We start from the raw sequence: 20,715 nt of genomic DNA on the forward strand, positions 1-20,715 counted from the left end.
TTTTCTACCTTATCTTTCTACTAGGCCAAGCGTATGACGCAAAAGTGGACCTTTAAGTGGTGGAAGGTTATCAATTACGGCTAACCCAAGGTTTCGCCCAATGCGAGCGGTCAAAAAATCATTTGAGAACAGATGGACTAGGCTTGATGTCAGCGTAATCGTCGTGTCTCTATCTTGTTCTCTACGCTTTCTAAAATTGACAAGACCATTGTAACGTCCCACATCATCTAGCTGGGTACACAACTCTTCCGCCAAGGAAGCCACATCACGGATACCAAGATTAAAGCCTTGCCCCGCAATAGGGTGAAGCGTTTGAGCAGCATTACCAACAATGGCAAATCTATGAGATATATTCTGCTTGCGATGACGAAGGATCAGTGGGTAACTCGCACGTTTGCCGACTTTTGCTAATCGGCCAAGTCGCCAACCAAAGTCATTCTGCAACTGCTCAAGAAATTCATTGTCGTTTAGCGTCATCACTTTTTGCGCTTGATCCGGTGACAAACACCAAACCAGCGACAAACGGTTATCACTCATCGGTAATAGAGCGACTGGCCCATGATGAGTAAAACGCTCAAATGCTCGACCTTGATGGAGTTCACTCGCCACGATATTGGTAATCACAGCAACTTGTTCAAAGTCATGCTCACTCAATGAGATATTGAGTTGCTGACAACAGGTTGAGATAGCACCGTCAGCTGCAACCAATAACTTAGTTGTTACTGTTTGCCCACTTGTCAGTTCAATCGTCGTTTGCAACTCTTCACGTTCGACTTTACTGACTGACTCAGGGCAAAGCATCGTAATTGCAGCTTCTGATTCAAGCTTCTGCTGATAGATTCGCCCCACATCCGCCAACTCGACCACATAGCCAAGCGCATCAACAGCAAGCTCTTCGCTGTAGATGTCCGTCATTCCGGCATGCCCTCTATCCGAAACATGGATATCTTTAATTGGGGTCGCGACTGGAGCGATAGATTGCCAAAGGTGCAAAGAATCGAGGATCTGCACAGTGCCATAAGACAAAGCAATCGAACGAGAATCAAAACCAGGGTGAGCTTGATGATCAACCTGATAAGGCTCTACTACCGCGATCGATAGTGAACCTTGACTGAGGTGATTCAGAGCAAGGGCTAAGGTCGCCCCTGCCATTGCGCCACCAGCAATTACAACATCATACTGAGCCATTATAACCTCAAACCGACAAGCGGATTAATGAATGGTTGGAGCCGCATCTTCAGATGGGCGTGCACCGAATTCAGCATGAATGGTTAGTGCACACGCTTTTACGTGTTCAATAACGTGCTCTAGAAGCTGCGCTTGCTCTTCCATATCATCTTCTTCATCGATACCCAGTTTTGCCATCTCTTCAAGATCAGCCAAAGCTTCTTTGGTACCGTCAGACGCTTTATTCAATTGAGCGCCAACCAAGCCTAAGCCAGAAATAAAGTGGTTAATCCAATCAGACACGCCGTCCGCAAGATCAAACAAGCTTGCGCTTGCGTCTTCGTCCGGCAACAACATAGACAGCTCCATGCCTGAACCTGTGATTTCGCTGGTCGTTACTTTTAGCGTTGCTTCCGCAAGCGTTAATGCGCGATCTGGCCAGCCCATACCTTCATTGGTGTAATCAAAGATCAGTGGTTGCCAGCTTTTATCTGCCAGGTTTAAGCCTCCGCTCAACATACCCGTTAATAAACCATGCATCTCAGCAGGGTTTACGGCTAGGCTTGCCGATTGAAGTTCAGTCGCAACCGTTAGGTAGTCAGGTAAAGTCGTTTCGCTCATCAGATAGCTCGCTCAGTTATTCTTTATATCGATAGTATAATCGTACCACTTCACCCCAATTCTGATAAGCATCGATCCTGAGCAATTGAAGGATGACTGACTACCAATTGTTCAATTTGCTGAATTACTGTGTGCTCAAGCTCTCATTTACAAACAGTCACTCTGAAAAGCTTGAATCTTAATAGCGGTTTACCTATAGTTTCTCCCTCAGAGGAGATTGCTTCCTCATCGGTACTTGCACTTTTTCTTTGTAACAAAATGATAAAGAGCAATAGCCTTAAATAGTGCGTTAAAGAGTTCATCCATCATGAGTAATCAAGCGGTAGACGTTGAAATATTAGGAAAACTGACTCGAGTTAATTGTCCCCCAGGGCAAGAAGAGTCATTGATTGCAGCGGCGGCCGATCTTGATAATCGATTGAAAGAGATGGCTGAACGTACTAAGGTAACCAATGAAGTGAAGCTGCTAACGATCGCAGCTCTGAACATTTGCTATGAATTACAAACCAAGAAGTTTGAAGCAAATGATGAACAAAACGCACTGACCGAGCGAATGGAACAGCTCACGACATCACTTTCAGATGTCCTCAGTAAAGTTAAGCACGGACAGCAATAGCGTACACAAAATTTACCCTGGAGTGTTTGTCAGAGGATTCACGTCCCCGAGCCGATAAGCAATCCCTAAGGGTTAGTACTTGAGTGCTATTGAGCATGCTCGGCCCGCCGAGAAGCCTACGGTAATCATTGCTGATCCGCCTTGAACTCGCTGGTTCAAGGGCCATCTATTCTCAACGGCACTTTGGGGTATCCCTTCTTATGAAGACGCTCACACGCAGCGAATTTCGCAAACAGATCCGTATCAAACGCAATACCTTATCTGGCGACCAACAAACCCAATCCGGTATAAACTTAGTTAAGCAGTGCTCTCAGCTTGATGAGATTCAGTCAGCTCAACATATCGCCCTCTATATTTCCATTGATGGCGAACTCGATACCCAGCCTTTAATTGAATGGTTATGGGGGCAAGGCAAGCAAACTTATTTACCAGTATTACACCCCTTCTCTGCCGGACATCTGCTGTTTCTACATTACTCACCAACCACACCCACTGTTTTGAATAAGTACGGCATTGTCGAACCTCAGCTCAATCAGATGCTGGTCAAACCTTGTCAGCAACTCGATCTCATTCTGACTCCCCTTGTAGGCTTTGACTCTCAAGGGCATCGCTTAGGCATGGGCGGCGGATATTACGATCGTACCTTGGCTCGATGGTTTGAGACTGGTGAAGGCGCAACGCCAATTGGTTTGGCTCATGATTGCCAGCATGTCGATACACTGCCAATTGAAGAATGGGACATTCCGTTACCTAAAATCGTGACTCCGAGTAAGACTTGGCAATGGGAAAACAACCATTAAAGCGCTATAATCCCGCCGCAAACGTTAACCTCGATATGCAAACGCTAACCCAATATCTAAACGTTAACTTCATCATTACGCAAACGATTAATTCAAAGTACAAGACCTTATTCAGGAGAATGGCATGACTCAAGATGAAATGAAAAAAGCAGCTGGCTGGGCAGCACTTCAATATGTTGAAGAAGGCAGCATTGTAGGTGTAGGTACAGGCTCTACAGTAAATCACTTCATCGACGCACTAGGCACAATGAAAGAAAAAATCAAAGGTGCGGTTTCAAGTTCTGTAGCCTCTACTGAAAAACTAGAAGCGCTGGAAATCAAAGTATTTGAGTGTAATGACGTATTCAAGTTAGACATCTATGTTGATGGCGCAGATGAGATCAACGGTTCGCGCGACATGATCAAAGGCGGCGGTGCTGCTTTGACTCGTGAAAAAATCGTAGCGGCTATCTCTGATAAGTTTATTTGTATTGTTGACGGTACTAAAGCAGTTGATGTGTTGGGTAAATTCCCACTGCCTGTTGAAGTTATCCCAATGGCACGTTCATATGTTGCACGTGAACTAGTAAAGCTTGGTGGTGACCCAGTTTACCGCGAAGGTTGCACAACCGATAACGGCAACGTAATCCTAGATGTGTACGGCATGGCAATCGAAAATCCGAAACAACTAGAAGATATCATCAACGGTATTGCTGGCGTAGTTACGGTTGGCCTATTTGCTCACCGTGGTGCTGATGTGGTTATCACAGGCACACCTGAAGGTGCAAAAATTGAAGAATAAATAATAGAAGATTGAGTTTTTCTGTTACTTCATTACATACGGTGCCCAAGGGCGCCGTTTTTTTTTGCTTTTCGCCTGTAAAATTATGTCTTATTCCGTAATTTTCTTACCCAAAACATTTTTTTTTTGTTACTTTATTGTTCAGAAGACGCACAGGGAAAACGTTTGTCTCCTGACAAAATGGTGAATAAGTTCCTCTTTTAGCCGTTTTGTAGCACGTGCGCCGCATTTGCCCAACCTTTCCATTTTAAGGACGAGAACAATGGCCAAAGTTTCACTGGAAAAAGAAAAAATTAAAATTCTACTTCTAGAGGGTCTTCACCCTTCTTCTGTAGAAGTACTGCAAGCCGCTGGTTACACCAATATTGAGTACCATAAAGGCTCACTACCTGAAGATGAACTTCTTGAAGCAGTGAAAGATGCTCATTTCATTGGTATCCGTTCTCGCACCAACATCTCCCAAGAAGTTATTGATGCAGCAGAAAAGCTAGTTGCAGTCGGTTGTTTCTGTATTGGTACTAACCAAGTTAACCTTCAAGCGGCAGCAAAGCGCGGTATCCCTGTTTTCAATGCACCGTTCTCAAATACTCGAAGCGTTGCTGAGCTGGTTCTTGGTCAAGTTCTATTGCTACTACGCGGTATCCCAGAGAAGAATGCTCTTGCTCACCGTGGTATCTGGAAAAAGAGTGCTGACAACTCTTACGAAGCTCGTGGTAAGCGTTTAGGTATCATCGGTTACGGTCACATTGGTACTCAGCTGGGTATTATTGCTGAAAACCTTGGTATGCGTGTTTACTTTTACGATATCGAAAACAAACTGTCTTTGGGTAACGCAACTCAAGTTCACACTATGACTGACTTGCTGAACAAGTGTGACGTGATCTCTTTGCACGTACCTGAAACCAATGAAACGAAGAACATGATGGGTAAAGAAGAGTTCGAGCGCATGAAGCCTGGTTCTATCTTTATCAATGCAGCACGTGGCACGGTAGTCGATATCCCAGCTCTGTGCGGCGCTCTAGATTCTGGTCACCTTTCAGGTGCAGCAATCGATGTATTCCCAACGGAACCAAAAACCAATGCTGACCCATTTGAGTCACCATTGATGCAGTTCGATAACGTGATCCTAACGCCTCACGTGGGTGGTTCAACTCAGGAAGCACAAGAAAACATCGGTGTTGAAGTAGCAGGTAAGCTTGCAAAATACTCTGATAATGGCTCAACGCTATCAAGTGTTAACTTCCCAGAAGTATCATTGCCACTGCATACAGGTGCTTCTCGCCTGCTGCACATTCACGAAAACCGTCCGGGTATCCTAACTCAAATTAACACCATCTTCGCAGAAGAAGGGATTAACATTGCAGGTCAGTACTTACAGACTGCAGCAGATATGGGTTATGTGGTTATTGATGTAGAAGCAAATCGTTCAGAAGAAGCATTGCTTAAACTGAAAGAGATCGAAGGCACAATTCGTGCTCGTCTACTTCACTAATCATCGAATTAGATCATAAGTAAAAATAGAAAAGGCTCTCGTAATGAGAGCCTTTTTAGTGTTTGGCCTACTGTAGGTAAATAGATCATGATGATCTAATCCCTCTCTGAAGTGTGTTCACTACTCTTCTAGTTGGTAGATCACATTCACTCTATCACGAATGGTGATCGTTGAATCTTCATAAGAATTCGACTCTGTTCTCGCATCCATCGCCATTGAACGCATAAGCACTGGCTGAGAGGATTGTGCGTTGTAATCTACGCGCCAGACATCGCCAAGCTCACGCTCAAAACCGCTCGCTAATGATTTAGCTTTCGATGTCGCATCTTTAATTGCTTCTAAGCGTGCTTGTTCCTGATACTTAGCTTGGTCACGAACTTGAAGTTGGATATTATCGATCTGGTTGATACCCTCCCCGATGGCAATATCCATGTAGTCATTTAGATTGGCTAGCTCATTCACTTGAACGGTCACATTACGTGAAGCTCGGTAACCAACCAGTTCAGGTTTACCATTTTTCGGGTAATGATATTGAGGAGATAAATACAGGTTAGAGCTGTGTACGCTCGCCTCATCAACACCCGCTTGATGTAGCTTATTTAGAAAGCTCGTCACTACTTTATCAACAGTATTTTTAGCCTGCTCAGCCGTCATCGTCGATTCCACAACTCTAACAGAAAATGTCGCCATATCTGGTGTCGCGATCACTTCACCATAGCCTGTCGTTGAAATATGCGGAAAAGATGGCGAGTCAGCCAATGATGGAAAACTCACAGCACTCAATGCTGCAGTAAGAGTAAGAGACGTTGCTAACATCTTTGGTACAAACTTCATTAGGTAGACCTATGCTGAACAAATGTTCTTTTATCATAGAGCAATTTGTCACATAACCAATCCCGCTAAAGGACTTCTAACACAACTTTGACGCTGTAAAAAACACCAGCTTACTGAGGTAAGTGATTGTGGGCATAATTTAATATCGCTTGAGATATCTCTTTTAATACCCCGCTCTCTAATTGCCAATGGTGCCAATAGATTCGGTAAGACAACAAAAAACCGGGCGTTATATCAATTAAAGCGCCCGACTCTAGCTCCTCGATAATCTGCAATCGAGGAATCAGACAGTAGGCAACGCCCGACAATGCCAAGCGAACAAATGCTTCTGAGCTGCCGACAGTATGATTGATCACACTATCTCTCGGGACGTTAAAATGATCATGCAAGAATTTCTTATGCAGATCATCGTATTGGTCGTACGAAACCGCTGGAGCTTTTGTTAATGTCGAATAGTTCACTCCCTCAGAGAAGTAGCGTTGGTGGAAGTTAGGGTTAGCCACACACACGTAATCCATTCTTCCGAGATAGTCCGCACTGCAACCCGGAATAGGTTGAGGTTCTAGGCTGATTGCCCCTGCAACCTCACCACTTTTAATCTTCTCAATGGTTCTTGATTCACCATGAATCGCAAGGTTCAACTCAACTTGACGTGAATTCATAACATCAGATAACGCAGGAAGTAACCATGTCGCCAAGCTATCTGCATTGGTCGCAATAGACAGAGAAAGAGGTTGAGTTCCCTCTTCATTCATCAACTCTGGGACAAGCTCGTGCTCTAACAAGCGAACACGACGATACAAACCCAACAGCTTTTTACCTGCTGGTGTTGGTCTTGGTGGGCTCTCTCTTACCAAAGCAGGCTGCGCTAACCATTTTTCCAGCTGTTTTATGCGCTGGGATACCGCAGATTGCGAGATGTATAACTGCTCGGCAGCCCTTTCAAAACTGCGTTGTTTCACCACAGCATCCAGTGCTTCTATCCATTTATAATCCAATCCACGCATCAACTTGCTTCCTTTTTGACCTGATTACCGCCCACATTAGCAACTCTAATATTAGATTAAAATCATTAATTATACTTATTTAAAGGGTCGGAGTATCTTCGCCATATAGCACGTAAATATAGTTAATGAAGTGGAGGTTAAAATGAATTTTTGGGTTTTATTACAAGGTTTTGGTCTAGGGGCGAGCATGATCATCCCTATTGGCGCTCAAAATGCGTACGTCTTGAATCAAGGGATAAAACGCAATCACCACCTAACCACAGCGACGATTTGTAGCCTACTCGATACCTTGTTCATCTCATTGGGTATCTTTGGTGGCGGAGCGATCCTATCGCAAAATGAATTACTGCTAACCTCAGTGACACTGGGTGGTATCGCCTTTTTAACCGTTTATGGTTTGTTGTCATTGCGCAGTGCGTTCAGAACGCGTACCAGTGATGAATCAAAGGGTGAGGTATTGGCTCGAGGTAAGCGCACCGTTATTTTGGGGGCATTAGCAGTAACAGTATTAAACCCGCATCTTTATTTAGATACCGTGGTGATTCTTGGATCCATTGGCGGGCAGTTTGAAGGTAACGACAGAATTGCTTTTGCTATAGGGACTGTCTTAGCTTCATTCGTGTGGTTTTACTCTTTGTCATTAGGCGCAGCAAAATTAGGCCCAACGCTATCTAAACCGAAGGTTAAAATGGGCATCGATATCGCAGTCGCGACCATGATGTTTGCTATTGCTGCTGTGCTTACCAACGGACTCGTTGAGCAGTACGGGTAAATCTGTTCTTTTTAGTCTTCAAACAAACGTTACTCATCCAAAAAAAAAGGCGGATAACCTAAGTTATCCGCCTTTCTTATAAAAGCTTATCGCTATAAAAACTAACTAGAAACTAAGCTTCTACTTTATTCATGTGTACATCCATTTGCGGGAATGGGATTTCGATACCTTCATTGTCCAAGCCTTCTTTGATTGCTTGCATCAGGTCGAAGTAAACATTCCAATAGTCAGCAGTATTAACCCATGGACGAACGACAAAGTTAACTGAAGAATCCGCTAGCGTGTGAACACCAACTTGAACACCAGGCTCTTTCAGTACACGCTCATCAGATTCACAGATCTTAGTCAGTAGCGCTTTTGTCTTTTGAAGATCGGCGTTGTAAGAAACACCAATCATTAGATCAATACGACGCGTATCATGACGAGAGTAGTTAGTAATTGGGCTACCAATAACGCTGCCGTTCGGTACTACAACCATTTTATTGTCTGGTGTTGTTAGAACGGTTTGGAAGATCTGAATTGAATCTACTGAACCCGCTACACCACCAATTTCCACGTAGTCACCAGACTTGAATGGACGGAATGCAACGATAAGTACACCCGCAGCAAAGTTAGATAGTGAGCCTTGTAGTGCAAGACCAACAGCCAAACCAGCCGCACCAATAACAGCGACTACAGATGCAGTTTGAACGCCTAAACGACCAAGTGCAGCAATTAAAACAATAACAAACAACAAGTAACGAACTAAACCATGGACGAATTCCACAACTGCTCGGTCCATTTTCTTCTTCTGAAGAACCTTAGACACGCTATTCGCTACTGCTTTAACAATAAGGTTACCAATAAATAGAATTATCAGTGCTGAGATAATGTTTACACCGTATTGAATAAACAGATCTGAGTTATTTGTTAACCACTGCTCTGCGTGAGACAAACCATCCACAATTGGAGTCTCAAGCGCTGTCGAACTATCAGCCATAATGTGCATCCTCTATATAATATGCTATGAGCTAAACTGCCTTAAGCCAAACTTACCCAACAACAAAATAAACCGTACAACTCATGTTAAGTCGTTGTGTCGAAAGTAAATTAAAGCCAAGTCCTTTTTTATAAACTGAACCAAGTTCAATTTTTCGGCACGATATCCTATCTTTGACAGATTGCAAAGTCATATTTATGTAAGCTTTTGAATTAATAAAACTTACCAATAAACACAAATACCGATAACTAAAAGACTACGAAATTTATTCACCGCACGCTAGGTTTTTTACATATTTAGTACAAGTTTTTATCAGACATAAAAAAACCCGCTCAATGAGCGGGTTTTTAAAACTTAAAGAGTACTTAATTCAAAGAATTACAGTACGTCTACAGCGTTAAGGTCAGCGAATGCTTTCTCAAGACGAGTAACCATTGAAGACTGACCAGCACGTAGCCATACGCGTGGATCATAGAACTTCTTGTTTGGAGCAGCTTCGCCAGTTGGGTTACCGATTTGACCTTGTAGGAAATCACGGTTCTCAGCTTCGTAAGTACGAACGCCATCCCATGAAGCCCACTGAGTATCAGTATCGATGTTCATTTTGATAACGCCGTAACCGATAGACTCTTGGATTTCTGCTTCAGAAGAACCAGAACCACCGTGGAATACAAAGTTAAGAGCGTCAGCTGCAATGCCAAACTTCTCAGCACAGTATGCTTGAGAGTCACGCAGGATAGTTGGAGTAAGTACAACGTTACCAGCTTGGTAAACACCGTGTACGTTACCGAAAGAAGCTGCGATAGTGAAACGTGGGCTAACAGCGTTTAGTTTCTCGTATGCGTATGCAACATCTTCAGGAGAAGTGTAAAGCTCAGATGCGTCCATATCAGAGTTATCAACGCCGTCTTCTTCACCACCAGTACAACCAAGTTCAATCTCGATTGTCATGTTTAGTTTAGCCATGCGAGCTAAGTAAGCTGCACATGTTTCGATGTTCTCTTCTAGAGACTCTTCAGAAAGGTCTAGCATGTGAGAAGAGAATAGTGGCTTACCAGTTTGTGCGAAGAACTCTTCACCAGCGTCTAGTAGACCGTCGATCCATGGAAGAAGTTTCTTAGCAGCGTGGTCAGTATGAAGAATAACTGGAACACCGTAAGATTCTGCTACTGCGTGAACGTATTTTGCACCAGCTACAGCGCCAAGAATTTGTGCGCCTTGACCTTCAAGTTTAACGCCTTTACCAGCGAAGAAACCTGCGCCACCGTTAGAGAACTGAACAACAACTGGAGCTTTAGCTTTAGCAGCAGCTTCAAGAACAGCGTTGATAGTATCAGTGTTGATTACGTTTACTGCAGGAAGAGCAAATTTGTTTGCTTTTGCTACTTCAAATACTTTCTGTACGTCATCGCCAGAAATCACACCAGGTTTTACAAAATCGAAGATCTTAGACATGGAAATAGTCCTATTTATTCTATCGTTTTAAGATTAAAAAACTTAAGTTTAAAAATTTGCAATCGTTTGCTCACAACTTATGCCATTCTAGCAAAAAAGTGTGATATGCAGCAAACGTTAAAAGGCGAGATTCACATCTCGCCTTTCTAAATCAATTACGCTTTAGCACGCTCTTCAAGCATTGCTACTGCAGGAAGTACTTTACCTTCAACAAACTCAAGGAAAGCGCCGCCGCCAGTAGAGATGTAAGAAACATCTGCTTTGATACCGAACTTGTCGATAGCTGCTAGTGTGTCACCACCGCCTGCTACTGAGAAACCTTCAGAATCAGCGATTGCTTTAGAAATACCCGCAGTACCCGCTTCGAAGTTTTTGAATTCGAATACGCCTACAGGGCCGTTCCAAAGGATAGTTTTTGCGTTACCGATGATTTCAGCTAGAGCTGCAGTTGAATCTGGGCCAAGGTCGAAGATCATGTCGTCGTCTTGAACTTCAGAAACGTGCTTGATTTCAGCTTCTGCGTTTTCGTCGAATGCTTTAGCACATGCAACGTCAGTTGCTACTGGGATAGCACACTCTTTCATTAGCTTCTTAGCCGTTTCAACTAGGTCAGCTTCGTATAGAGACTTACCTACGTTGTGGCCTTCAGCAGCGATGAACGTGTTCGCGATACCACCACCAACAACAAGTTGGTCAGCGATTTTAGAAAGAGATTCTAGAACCGTTAGCTTAGTAGAAACTTTAGAACCACCAACGATAGCCACTAGTGGGCGAGCTGGGTTGTCCATTGCTTTACCAAGAGCTTCAAGCTCAGCAGCTAGAAGAGGACCAGCACACGCTACAGGAGCGTAAGTGCCAACACCGTGTGTAGACGCTTGAGCACGGTGAGCCGTACCGAATGCATCCATTACGAAGATGTCACATAGTGCAGCGTACTGCTTAGAAAGTGCTTCTTCGTTCTTCTTCTCGCCTTTGTTAAAGCGAACGTTTTCAAGAACAGTTAGTTCACCAGCGTTTAGCTCAAGACCATTTACGTAATCTTTCGCTAGTTTAACGTCGCAGTCTAGTGCGTCATTTAGGTAGTTAACTACAGGAGCTAGAGAGAATTCTTCGTTGTATTCGCCTTCAGTAGGACGACCAAGGTGAGAAGTAACCATAACTTTTGCGCCAGCTTCTAGGCAAAGTTTAATAGTTGGTAGAGATGCAAGGATACGTGCATCTGAAGTTACTTTACCGTCTTTTACTGGTACGTTTAGGTCAGCACGGATGAATACGCGTTTACCTGCAAGTTCCAGGTCAGTCATCTTGATCACAGACATGATTTGTCCTCTCAAATTTAAATAAAAATAAAGTTTTGGAAACTCAGCAACCTTGCTAAGCCTATAAATTATTCAACTGGTAATTCTTTAGTTACTCATAATATGTGGACACTTAGTATTTATTTCAAGCTAGAAAATAAATAATCCGCACATTTGCTTCTAGGTCTTACTTCTTGCCTTCAGAAGCTTGCATTGCAAGAACCGTATCCAGCATCCGGTTCGCAAAGCCCCATTCATTGTCACACCACACTAGCATTTTCACTAAGGTGCCATTGCTCACTCGAGTTTGTGAACCATCAACGATTGCGCTATGGGGATCGTGATTAAAGTCGATGGAAACGAGCGGCGCTTCAGTATAGTCAACTATATTGTGTAATGTACACTGGGATGCATTAACAATGGTTTGATTTACGTCATTAACTTTCACATTTGCATTAATTGTGACACTTAAATCCATCGCAGTGACGTTTACCGTCGGCACACGCACAGATATAGCTTCAAATTTGTTAGAAAATTTCGGGAAGATTCTTTCAATACCTTTATGCAGTTTGGTATCGACAGGAATGATAGATTGGCTTGCAGCTCGAGTACGACGCAAATCGCTATGGTATGCATCAATAACTTGCTGATCATTCATTGAAGAGTGAATGGTTGTGATGGTACCAGACTCAATACCAAAGGCATCATCAAGCACCTTAATGATAGGGACAATACAGTTGGTGGTACATGAACCATTGGAAACGATTCGATGATCGGCTTCGATAGTCTCGTGATTCACACCATAGATAATGGTGTTATCAAGGTCATTAGCACCAGGATGCGAGAACAGCACCTTTTTAGCTCCAGCTGCGATGTGTGCTAGGCCGTCATCTCGGCAACCGTAGACACCGGTACAATCGAGAACAATATCGACTTCAAGGTCACGCCAAGGCAACAGTTCAATATCAGCCAGGTGTAAGATACGAATGGTATCAAACTCTCCTTTATCTTCAGCACCAATGCCATGATGAACATAGATGTGCTCTTGATCGTTTGAGATTTTCTTGCCGAAGCGGCCGTGACTGGTGTCGTACTGCAATAGGTGAGCCATAGCGTCAGGCTGAGCAAGCTCATTGACCGCTACTACTTTGATTTGTTGGCTTTTGCCACTTTCATAGACAGCGCGCAATACATTGCGCCCTATTCGTCCAAATCCATTTATCGCGACTTTTAGCATAGTTCCGTACATCTAACCAAAATTTCGTGCAACAGATGATAACTGAATCCTACCTAAAAGGCATTACTTGAATAACTCAGCTTACTTATGACAGATTGATCTGTTGCTTGTAAGCCTTAGTCTAAGTGATAACAACCCCCAGATACAAAAAAACCGAGCTTAAAGCTCGGTTTTTTCATTCATTTCATTGTTCGCACAAGGCTAACAATCAATGATTAAGCAAGAAGCTCTTTTGCTGTGTTTACTACGTTTTCAGTAGTGAAACCGAACATCTTGAATAGCTCGCCTGCTGGTGCAGATTCGCCGAACGTTGTCATACCGATGATCTTGCCACCGAAGCCAACGTACTTGTACCAGAAATCAGCGATGCCAGCTTCTACTGCGATACGTGCTGTGACGTCAGCTGGAAGTACAGACTCACGGTACTGCGCGTCTTGCTTATCGAAAGCGTCAGTTGCAGGCATAGAGACTACGCGTACTTTTTTGCCTTCAGCTGTTAGTTCAGCAGCAGCGCTAACCGCTAGCTCAACTTCAGAACCCGTCGCGATAAGGATAAGCTCAGGCTTGCCTTCACAATCTTTCAGGATGTAGCCACCCTTAGCGATGTTAGCCACTTGCTCAGCGTCACGTGGTTGTTGCGCTAGGTTTTGGCGAGAGAAGATAAGCGCAGAAGGACCATCTTTACGTTCGATTGCCAGTTTCCAAGCAACTGCAGACTCAACTTGATCACATGGACGCCATGTGCTCATGTTTGGAGTCAGACGTAGAGAAGCGATCTGCTCAACCGGTTGGTGAGTAGGGCCATCTTCGCCAAGACCGATAGAGTCATGCGTGTAAACTTGGATATTCTGAATTTTCATCAGAGCAGCCATACGCATTGCGTTACGTGCGTATTCCATGAACATTAGGAACGTTGCGCCGTATGGTACGAAACCACCGTGCAGAGCGATACCGTTCATGATAGCCGTCATACCGAACTCACGTACACCGTAGTGGATGTAGTTACCAGAGAAGTCATTTGCTTCAAGCGACTTAGAACCAGACCACATAGTTAGGTTAGAAGGCGCAAGGTCAGCAGAGCCGCCCATGAATTCAGGCAGCATAGCACCGAACGCTTCTAGCGCATTTTGAGAGGCTTTACGTGATGCGATGTTTGCTGGGTTAGCTTGAAGATCAGCAATGATTGCGTTTGCTTTCTCTTCCCACTCAGCTGGAAGCTCGCCGTTCGTACGACGTTTAAATTCTGCTGCTAGCTCTGGGTGAGCCGCTGCGTATGCGTCAAACTTAGCATTCCAAGCCGCTTCTTTCGCAGCGCCTGCTTCTTTCGCATTCCACTCAGCTGCGATATCAGCTGGGATTTCGAAAGGACCGTGTTCCCAACCAAGTGCCGCTTTAGTTGCTGTGATTTCATCAGCACCTAGTGGAGCACCGTGACAGTCGTGCGTACCCGCTTTATTTGGAGAACCAAAACCGATAATAGTTTTAGTACAGATAAGTGTTGGACGAGGATCCGCTTTAGCCGCTTCAATTGCAGCATTGATAGCGTCAGAGTCGTGACCATCTACCGCAGGAATTACGTGCCAGCCGTATGCTTCAAAACGCTTAGGTGTATCGTCAGAGAACCAACCTTCAACTTCGCCATCGATAGAGATGCCGTTGTCATCCCAGAAAGCAACCAGCTTACCAAGACCTAACGTACCAGCTAGAGAACATGCTTCGTGAGAAATACCTTCCATCAGACAGCCATCACCCATGAATGCATAGGTGTAGTGGTCTACGATGTCGTGGCCTTCTTTGTTGAACTGTGCCGCAAGTGCTTTCTCAGCCATCGCCATACCAACAGCGTTAGTGATGCCTTGACCTAGAGGGCCCGTCGTTGTTTCGATACCAGGAGCGTAACCGTACTCTGGGTGACCAGGAGTCTTAGAGTGCAGTTGACGGAAGTTCTTAAGGTCTTCAATTGAAAGCTCGTAACCTGCAAGATGAAGCAGAGAGTAAATCAACATTGAACCATGGCCGTTAGACAAGATAAATCGGTCGCGGTCAGCCCACTCTGGGTTTGCTGGGTTGTGGTTCAAGTGACCACGCCAAAGAACTTCAGCTATGTCAGCCATACCCATAGGTGCGCCAGGGTGGCCTGAATTTGCTTGTTGAACGCCATCCATGCTAAGTGCGCGAATTGCATTGGCTAGATCTTTACGAGAAGGCATGTCTGCTCCTGAGTACATAAGCGATTTAAAAAAGAGATTGATGCTAAAGTTTTCATTTTTATTAGCGCGGGTATTCTCTCAAACGACTTTAGCGACTGCAAACGTTTTACTGGCATTTTAACGGTCACTTTTCGCAATTTTCGAACATTTACATCACTTAGCAATGCGTTATCTCGACCGATACGCAAACGTTTAGTTATGACATATCATAAAAAAGAGCTTGTAATTCGACCGCTGGAATTTAGAATAGCCGTCTAGATGTAGAAACACCTACAAAATATACTGTATTTAATGGCGGCGCTTCCTAGCTTGCGACGCCTGAAATTATTTGCATTTAACTGTTTGCAACTAAAAACTAATTGCAACTAAAAACTAAAAGTGGAGCTCTCATGGCTAAGCACCTATTCACTTCTGAATCTGTTTCAGAAGGCCATCCAGATAAAATTGCAGACCAAATCTCTGATGCTGTTCTTGATGCCATCTTGGAACAAGATCCAAAAGCACGTGTTGCTTGTGAGACTTACGTAAAAACCGGCATGGTTATGGTTGGCGGTGAAGTAACAACGTCTGCATGGGTTGATATCGAAGAAATCACTCGTGAAACAGTTCGTGAAATTGGTTACGTTCATTCTGATATGGGCTTTGACGCTGACTCTTGTGCAGTACTAAACACAATTGGTAAGCAGTCTCCAGACATCAACCAAGGTGTTGATAAAGCCGATCCTAAAGATCAAGGCGCAGGCGACCAAGGTATCATGTTTGGTTACGCGACTAACGAAACACCAATCCTAATGCCAGCTCCAATTACTTACTCTCACCTACTTGTGAAGAAGCAAGCTGAAGTACGTAAGAGCGGCAAGCTTGATTTCCTTCGCCCAGATGCGAAATCTCAAGTTACGTTCCAATACGACCAAGGTAAGATTGTTGGTATCGACGCAGTTGTTCTTTCAACTCAACACTGTGATTCAGTCACAACACCTGACCTACGTGAAGCGGTAATGGAAGAGATCATCAAGCCAGTACTTCCTGCTGAGTGGATCAACAAAGACACTAACTTCTTCATCAACCCAACAGGCCGTTTCGTAATCGGTGGCCCAATGGGTGACTGTGGTCTAACCGGTCGTAAGATCATCGTTGATACTTACGGCGGCGCAGCTCGTCACGGTGGCGGTGCATTCTCTGGTAAAGATCCATCAAAAGTTGACCGTTCTGCAGCTTACGCAGCTCGTTACGTTGCGAAAAACATCGTTGCTGCTGGTATGGCTGACCGTTGTGAGATTCAATTGTCTTACGCTATCGGTGTTGCAGATCCAACATCTATCATGGTTGAAACGTTTGGTACTGAGAAAGTAGCTCACGAAATCATCATTGAAGCCGTTCGTCAAAACTTCGACCTACGTCCATACGGTCTTCAAGAGATGCTGAACCTTCTTCAGCCTATCTACAAGCAGACTGCTGCATATGGCCACTTCGGTCGCGAAGAGTTCCCTTGGGAAGCGACGGACAAAGCAGCAATGCTTGCAGACTTCGCTGGCCTAAAATAATTTAGCCACTGCGATTTGTTTCTTTAAAGCCCTTACTTCTTAGTAAGGGCTTTATTTTTATGCACTTACCAAACCTTTCCCTGCTAGAACACATCGTCCAAATCTTCTTTACCGTTAACCAGTAAGTATAAAAAGCCGTTGATAATTTGTGTTTTCTAACAGTACTGACAATAGTTAAGGTAACTCCTAAGCGATCAAGCTCACATTTAACTCAAAGTAATTCAGTTTGATAAAGCTCGTTAAATGCACGCTAGAACAAAAACTGGGATGACAATGAGCAATTTAGCTCAACACCATGACACTCACGTTAGCGATATCGCTGAGCTTTATGGAATTATAACTAGGACGTTATTTAACTAGGGGGATCTATGCCTCGTACCGTGCACCCATCCGAACTGAACGATAAGAAACACAAGGTCAGCGATCAGGATTACGCTCGCACCATTCCTTGTAACCAAGTAAGCATATCAGCTCCATTCCATTGGTTATCGCTTGCACTGCATGACTTAGTGAAAATGCCAATAATCAGCGCATTTTATGGATTGTGTTTTATGGCTGCGGCCATCGCCATCGTACAACTAGTCCAATGGCAAGGAACACACCTAGTCGTCATGCCAAGCTTGATAGTCTATATGTTGATAGGACCATTCCTTGCTTTGGGATTATACGACGCGAGTTGGGAAAGAGAGAAAGGACATTCCCCAAGCTTATTCCACTCAATGAAAGCGATTACTCGCAACTCCACCCACCAATGGGCCTTTGCAATTGTCTTAATGGTCGCAATGATTTTCTGGATGCGAATAGCCGCATTGCTACACGCGCTGTACCCATCGGTTCAAGGTGCGCCATTAACTGAGTTTGCTCCCTTCCTGATTACAGGTTCAGTGATTGGCTTGGTTATCGCGAGTCTGATATTCAGCATCTCAGCATTTTCAATTCCATTGATGATGGAAAGACGTGTTGATGTGATGAGTGCTATTTTTACTAGCTTCAACGCTGTTAAATCGAATATTCCTGCGATGATCGTTTGGGCAGGTATCATTGGCGCTGGTATCTTAGTCGGCTTTGCGACCTACGGTGTGGGTATGATTGTAACGATGCCATTGCTTGGTTACGGAACATGGCATGCTTACCACGAAATCATCAAAAAGAAACATCACGTTTAAATCGTTTCACCGTCGATGAGCAATGTTATGATGAGGCCTTAGCTTAAACGCTGAGGCTTTTTTTGGAGTTAACAACGCTTGTCTTACACCCCGCAACAACATCGAGTAAATAAGAAACTGGGCGAATGCCTAGCTATCGCTAATCAACATTTTTCTCGTGAATTTCCATGCCCAACCATCACTTACAAGTTAAGAGGAAAGGCAGCGGGAAAAGCCTACCTTCAGTTAAACGAGATCAAACTCAACCAAGTGCTATTCAGCGAAAATGAAGACGCCTTTATTAACGAAGTCGTGCCTCATGAACTCGCACATCTGATCACACATCAGGTATTCGGACGAGTTAGGCCTCACGGGAATGAGTGGAAATATGTGATGGAAAAGGTATTCAATGTACCGGCCAGAACCACCCACAGCTTAGAGATAACCTCAGTTCAGGGAAAAACCTTTGAGTACCGCTGTGATTGCACTACTTATCCCCTGTCGATTAGAAGACACAACAAAGTCATCCGTAACCAATCAACGTATCGTTGCCAACAATGTCAGCAAACCTTAGCTTTTACCGGCCTTCAATTGAGCTAAGTCTTAATCTCACAAGTTAACGCGAATAAATGTAATAGAGAGAACTAACATTTGAGTGCTAGACTGTTGTTTATCATACTTTCATCAGTCTTTTTCTATGCAAAAAACCACTCAAAAAGCATTTGGCATATCGGTGTCTTTCTACCTATCAATAGTATTTGGCCTACTGGTAACCCAAAGCGTTTTCGCCGCTCCACCAAGTTCGTTCTCCAAAGCAAAAAAAGAAGCCGTGAAGATTTATCTCGATCACCCGACTTCATTTTATTGTGGTTGTGACATCACTTGGAAAGACAAAAAGAAAGGTATCCCCGACCTCGACGGTTGTGGTTATCAAGTGAGAAAACAACAAAAGCGTGCTTCCCGTATTGAATGGGAACACGTGGTTCCAGCTTGGCAATTTGGCCACCAGCGTCAGTGCTGGCAAGATGGCGGACGTAAGAACTGCACTCGCAATGACAAAATATTTAAATCGATGGAAGCCGACCTTCATAACCTGACTCCGGCAATTGGCGAGGTGAACGGTGATCGTTCGAACTACAACTTCAGTCAATGGAATGGAATGGACGGCGTGAGCTATGGTCAATGCGAAATGCAGGTCAACTTCAAACAGCGTAAGGTTATGCCACCAGACAGAGCAAAAGGTTCTATCGCGCGTTACTCTAGCGATTTTTCTTAGAAATCCAACTTCTACGATTTTTTATTGAGAAATAATATACTACCTTGATCTTAGTGAATGAGAATGATAGGTGAGTTTTCAGCATGGGAACAAAGGAAGTAGTAGGACACCAACTAGAGAATGTAGAGTTCAAAACGCCCACTATTGTATTGAACAAGACAACCGGAGCATATGAAGTTTCATACCCTGCTAAATCAAGCGCAACTTTCATAAATAGAATTAGACTTCTGTACTATGTTCAGTTTGATGATAAAGGTAAGTGCATCGCCTATGACCCGATTATTCCTGCAAACAACTATCTAATTGATTTGAAGATCAACAAAAACATAAAAGATACAAACCATCATAGCAACGGTCTCATTCAATACTTTACTAAACTACTTGAATGGGGGCTAGATTGGGATGAATTTGCATTCAGAGACTCTTCACGCCCTACATACAAATTTAAATACTATCTCGAAACCACTGTAAAGTCGGCATCAAGCGAAGTTCATTTGGCAGCCTCAACGGCTTGTAATTATATGAGTGCTGTTAAAAATTTTTACTGCTATTACTTAGAGCGTGGATATAAGTTCGCAAACCCCCCACTTCACCATAAAAATATTACTATTAATTTAAATGCGGGGGACCGCAGAATGAACCCGACGAGAAAGGTGATAGTAGCGAGTTCTGACTTAAAACTAAATGTAAAAAAGACAAGATCAAAAGCTGAGCAAAAGCGTCCTCTAAAATCGCTATCCGATGATGAATGGAAACTTGTAAATGTAATTATCAAACAGAAAAAGAAAATACTAAAAAAAGATAAAAGAGGAAAATTGAGTATAGCCTCACTTCCCATTGAATATTCATACATGTGTATGCTAATGAGATGGTCTGGGCTAAGAAGAGCAGAAGTTGCAACTATTAGGAGGAGTCATGTTAAGAATCCTACTAAGCAAGAGCTTGAGCTTGGAGATATATTGGTCGATATTGCTCCTAGCAGTGGCGTCAGTACGAAGAATGGTAGCCCTAGGGTTGTCCGTATTCCGGCCTTATTGATGAAGCAACTTTACAACTACATTAACAGTGATAGATATATAAAGCGAGAGTCTAAATACAAGAATACCAACCAAGAGAGTAGGCAATCCTCATATTTATTTCTGACAAATACGGGAAAAGGATTTGATAATGCAACTTTAAACGCTCGTTGGTCTGAGATAAGGAATACAATTCAAAAAGAGCTTAGATCGGAATTTAAACACAAACAACACAACCTCCGTTCGACATTTGCAGTTACAAGGTTAAGAGCATTGATTAATGCGGGATATAAATATGGAGATGCTTTAACAAAACTTCAGGAGGAAATGGGACATTTAGACCCAAAGGAAACGAAAGCGTACCTGAATCAAGCCATTAATGAAAAATCAGCTCACCACATTGCCGAATTGGTTATTGAACACTTATTTAAGACTTACAACGAAGACTTTGAAGTTGAGGTGTAA

The 20,715-nt window shown here is 43.6% G+C and carries 18 protein-coding genes, 1 other RNA gene and 1 pseudogene; 11 read left to right on the plus strand and 9 right to left on the minus strand.

Annotated features, from left to right (window positions below; genetic code table 11):
• Positions 1–9: 9 nt before the first annotated feature.
• Together ubiH and BCU75_RS14620 are read right to left on the minus strand one after the other, a co-directional pair.
• A complete protein-coding gene (ubiH, locus tag BCU75_RS14615; RefSeq protein ID WP_102474296.1) occupies positions 10–1,188 on the minus strand; it encodes a 2-octaprenyl-6-methoxyphenyl hydroxylase in 1,179 nt (392 codons plus the stop codon).
• A gap of 24 nt (positions 1,189–1,212) precedes the next feature.
• Positions 1,213–1,788, minus strand: a complete 576-nt coding sequence (locus tag BCU75_RS14620; RefSeq protein ID WP_017075399.1) for a YecA family protein — start codon at positions 1,786–1,788, stop codon at positions 1,213–1,215.
• Positions 1,789–2,095: 307 nt separating this feature from the next.
• Between BCU75_RS14620 and zapA the strand changes: the two genes are divergently transcribed.
• The 5 genes from zapA to serA all read left to right on the plus strand — a co-directional run bounded on the left by zapA (position 2,096) and on the right by serA (position 5,477).
• Complete coding sequence (gene zapA, locus BCU75_RS14625) at positions 2,096–2,404, plus strand: cell division protein ZapA (RefSeq protein WP_004735366.1); 309 nt, start codon at positions 2,096–2,098, stop codon at positions 2,402–2,404.
• A gap of 11 nt (positions 2,405–2,415) precedes the next feature.
• Positions 2,416–2,598, plus strand: a non-coding RNA gene (gene ssrS, locus BCU75_RS14630) — 6S RNA.
• Positions 2,599–2,604: 6 nt separating this feature from the next.
• Positions 2,605–3,204 carry a 5-formyltetrahydrofolate cyclo-ligase gene (locus tag BCU75_RS14635; protein ID WP_102474297.1) on the plus strand — a complete coding sequence of 200 codons (600 nt, stop codon included), beginning with the start codon at positions 2,605–2,607 and terminating at the stop codon, positions 3,202–3,204.
• A gap of 124 nt (positions 3,205–3,328) precedes the next feature.
• On the plus strand, positions 3,329–3,985 hold the full coding sequence (gene rpiA / locus BCU75_RS14640) for a ribose-5-phosphate isomerase RpiA (protein ID WP_054547459.1): 657 nt from the start codon (positions 3,329–3,331) through the stop codon (positions 3,983–3,985).
• 262 nt (positions 3,986–4,247) lie between these two features.
• Positions 4,248–5,477 carry a phosphoglycerate dehydrogenase gene (serA, locus tag BCU75_RS14645; RefSeq protein ID WP_017077788.1) on the plus strand — a complete coding sequence of 410 codons (1,230 nt, stop codon included), beginning with the start codon at positions 4,248–4,250 and terminating at the stop codon, positions 5,475–5,477.
• Positions 5,478–5,597: 120 nt separating this feature from the next.
• Here serA and BCU75_RS14650 read toward each other — a convergent pair whose 3' ends face one another.
• Both BCU75_RS14650 and BCU75_RS14655 read right to left on the minus strand, forming a co-directional pair.
• Entirely contained in the window at positions 5,598–6,311 is a 714-nt protein-coding gene (locus tag BCU75_RS14650) for an oxidative stress defense protein (RefSeq protein ID WP_076678810.1), read from the minus strand.
• A 110-nt stretch (positions 6,312–6,421) separates the two neighbouring features.
• Complete coding sequence (locus BCU75_RS14655) at positions 6,422–7,318, minus strand: LysR family transcriptional regulator ArgP (protein ID WP_102466635.1); 897 nt, start codon at positions 7,316–7,318, stop codon at positions 6,422–6,424.
• Between the two features lie 142 nt (positions 7,319–7,460).
• Here BCU75_RS14655 and BCU75_RS14660 point away from each other — a divergent pair, with 142 nt between their 5' ends.
• Positions 7,461–8,090 (plus strand): LysE/ArgO family amino acid transporter, encoded by a 630-nt coding sequence (locus BCU75_RS14660; RefSeq protein WP_102474298.1) that lies wholly within the window; start codon positions 7,461–7,463, stop codon positions 8,088–8,090.
• Positions 8,091–8,202: 112 nt separating this feature from the next.
• On the opposite strand, the gene mscS is transcribed toward BCU75_RS14660, so the two are convergent.
• The 5 genes from mscS to tkt all read right to left on the minus strand — a co-directional run bounded on the left by mscS (position 8,203) and on the right by tkt (position 15,269).
• On the minus strand, positions 8,203–9,069 hold the full coding sequence (gene mscS / locus BCU75_RS14665) for a small-conductance mechanosensitive channel MscS (protein ID WP_076678813.1): 867 nt from the start codon (positions 9,067–9,069) through the stop codon (positions 8,203–8,205).
• 378 nt (positions 9,070–9,447) lie between these two features.
• The gene (gene fbaA / locus BCU75_RS14670) at positions 9,448–10,524 is read right to left on the minus strand and encodes a class II fructose-bisphosphate aldolase (RefSeq protein WP_004735492.1); all 1,077 of its coding nucleotides are present in this window, start codon (positions 10,522–10,524) and stop codon (positions 9,448–9,450) included.
• Between the two features lie 155 nt (positions 10,525–10,679).
• Positions 10,680–11,843, minus strand: coding sequence for a phosphoglycerate kinase (locus BCU75_RS14675; protein ID WP_004735491.1), 1,164 nt, complete (start codon positions 11,841–11,843; stop codon positions 10,680–10,682).
• Between the two features lie 166 nt (positions 11,844–12,009).
• A complete protein-coding gene (gene epd / locus BCU75_RS14680; RefSeq protein ID WP_076678833.1) occupies positions 12,010–13,059 on the minus strand; it encodes an erythrose-4-phosphate dehydrogenase in 1,050 nt (349 codons plus the stop codon).
• A 215-nt stretch (positions 13,060–13,274) separates the two neighbouring features.
• The gene (gene tkt / locus BCU75_RS14685) at positions 13,275–15,269 is read right to left on the minus strand and encodes a transketolase (RefSeq protein WP_102474299.1); all 1,995 of its coding nucleotides are present in this window, start codon (positions 15,267–15,269) and stop codon (positions 13,275–13,277) included.
• A gap of 389 nt (positions 15,270–15,658) precedes the next feature.
• Here tkt and metK point away from each other — a divergent pair, with 389 nt between their 5' ends.
• The 5 genes and pseudogenes from metK (at position 15,659) to BCU75_RS14710 (ending at position 20,715) form a co-directional block, all read left to right on the plus strand.
• Entirely contained in the window at positions 15,659–16,813 is a 1,155-nt protein-coding gene (gene metK, locus BCU75_RS14690; protein ID WP_102464276.1) for a methionine adenosyltransferase, read from the plus strand.
• A gap of 368 nt (positions 16,814–17,181) precedes the next feature.
• On the plus strand, positions 17,182–17,979 hold the full coding sequence (locus BCU75_RS14695) for a DUF2189 domain-containing protein (RefSeq protein WP_076678816.1): 798 nt from the start codon (positions 17,182–17,184) through the stop codon (positions 17,977–17,979).
• A gap of 78 nt (positions 17,980–18,057) precedes the next feature.
• Positions 18,058–18,558, plus strand: a complete 501-nt coding sequence (locus BCU75_RS14700) for a SprT family zinc-dependent metalloprotease (RefSeq protein ID WP_102464274.1) — start codon at positions 18,058–18,060, stop codon at positions 18,556–18,558.
• 97 nt (positions 18,559–18,655) lie between these two features.
• Positions 18,656–19,213, plus strand: a pseudogene (locus BCU75_RS14705) (endonuclease); the annotation flags it as partial.
• Positions 19,214–19,317: 104 nt separating this feature from the next.
• Positions 19,318–20,715 (plus strand): tyrosine-type recombinase/integrase, encoded by a 1,398-nt coding sequence (locus BCU75_RS14710; RefSeq protein WP_102474300.1) that lies wholly within the window; start codon positions 19,318–19,320, stop codon positions 20,713–20,715.

The sequence above is a fragment of the Vibrio splendidus genome, assembly GCF_002873455.1.
GTDB lineage: Bacteria > Pseudomonadota > Gammaproteobacteria > Enterobacterales > Vibrionaceae > Vibrio > Vibrio splendidus_J.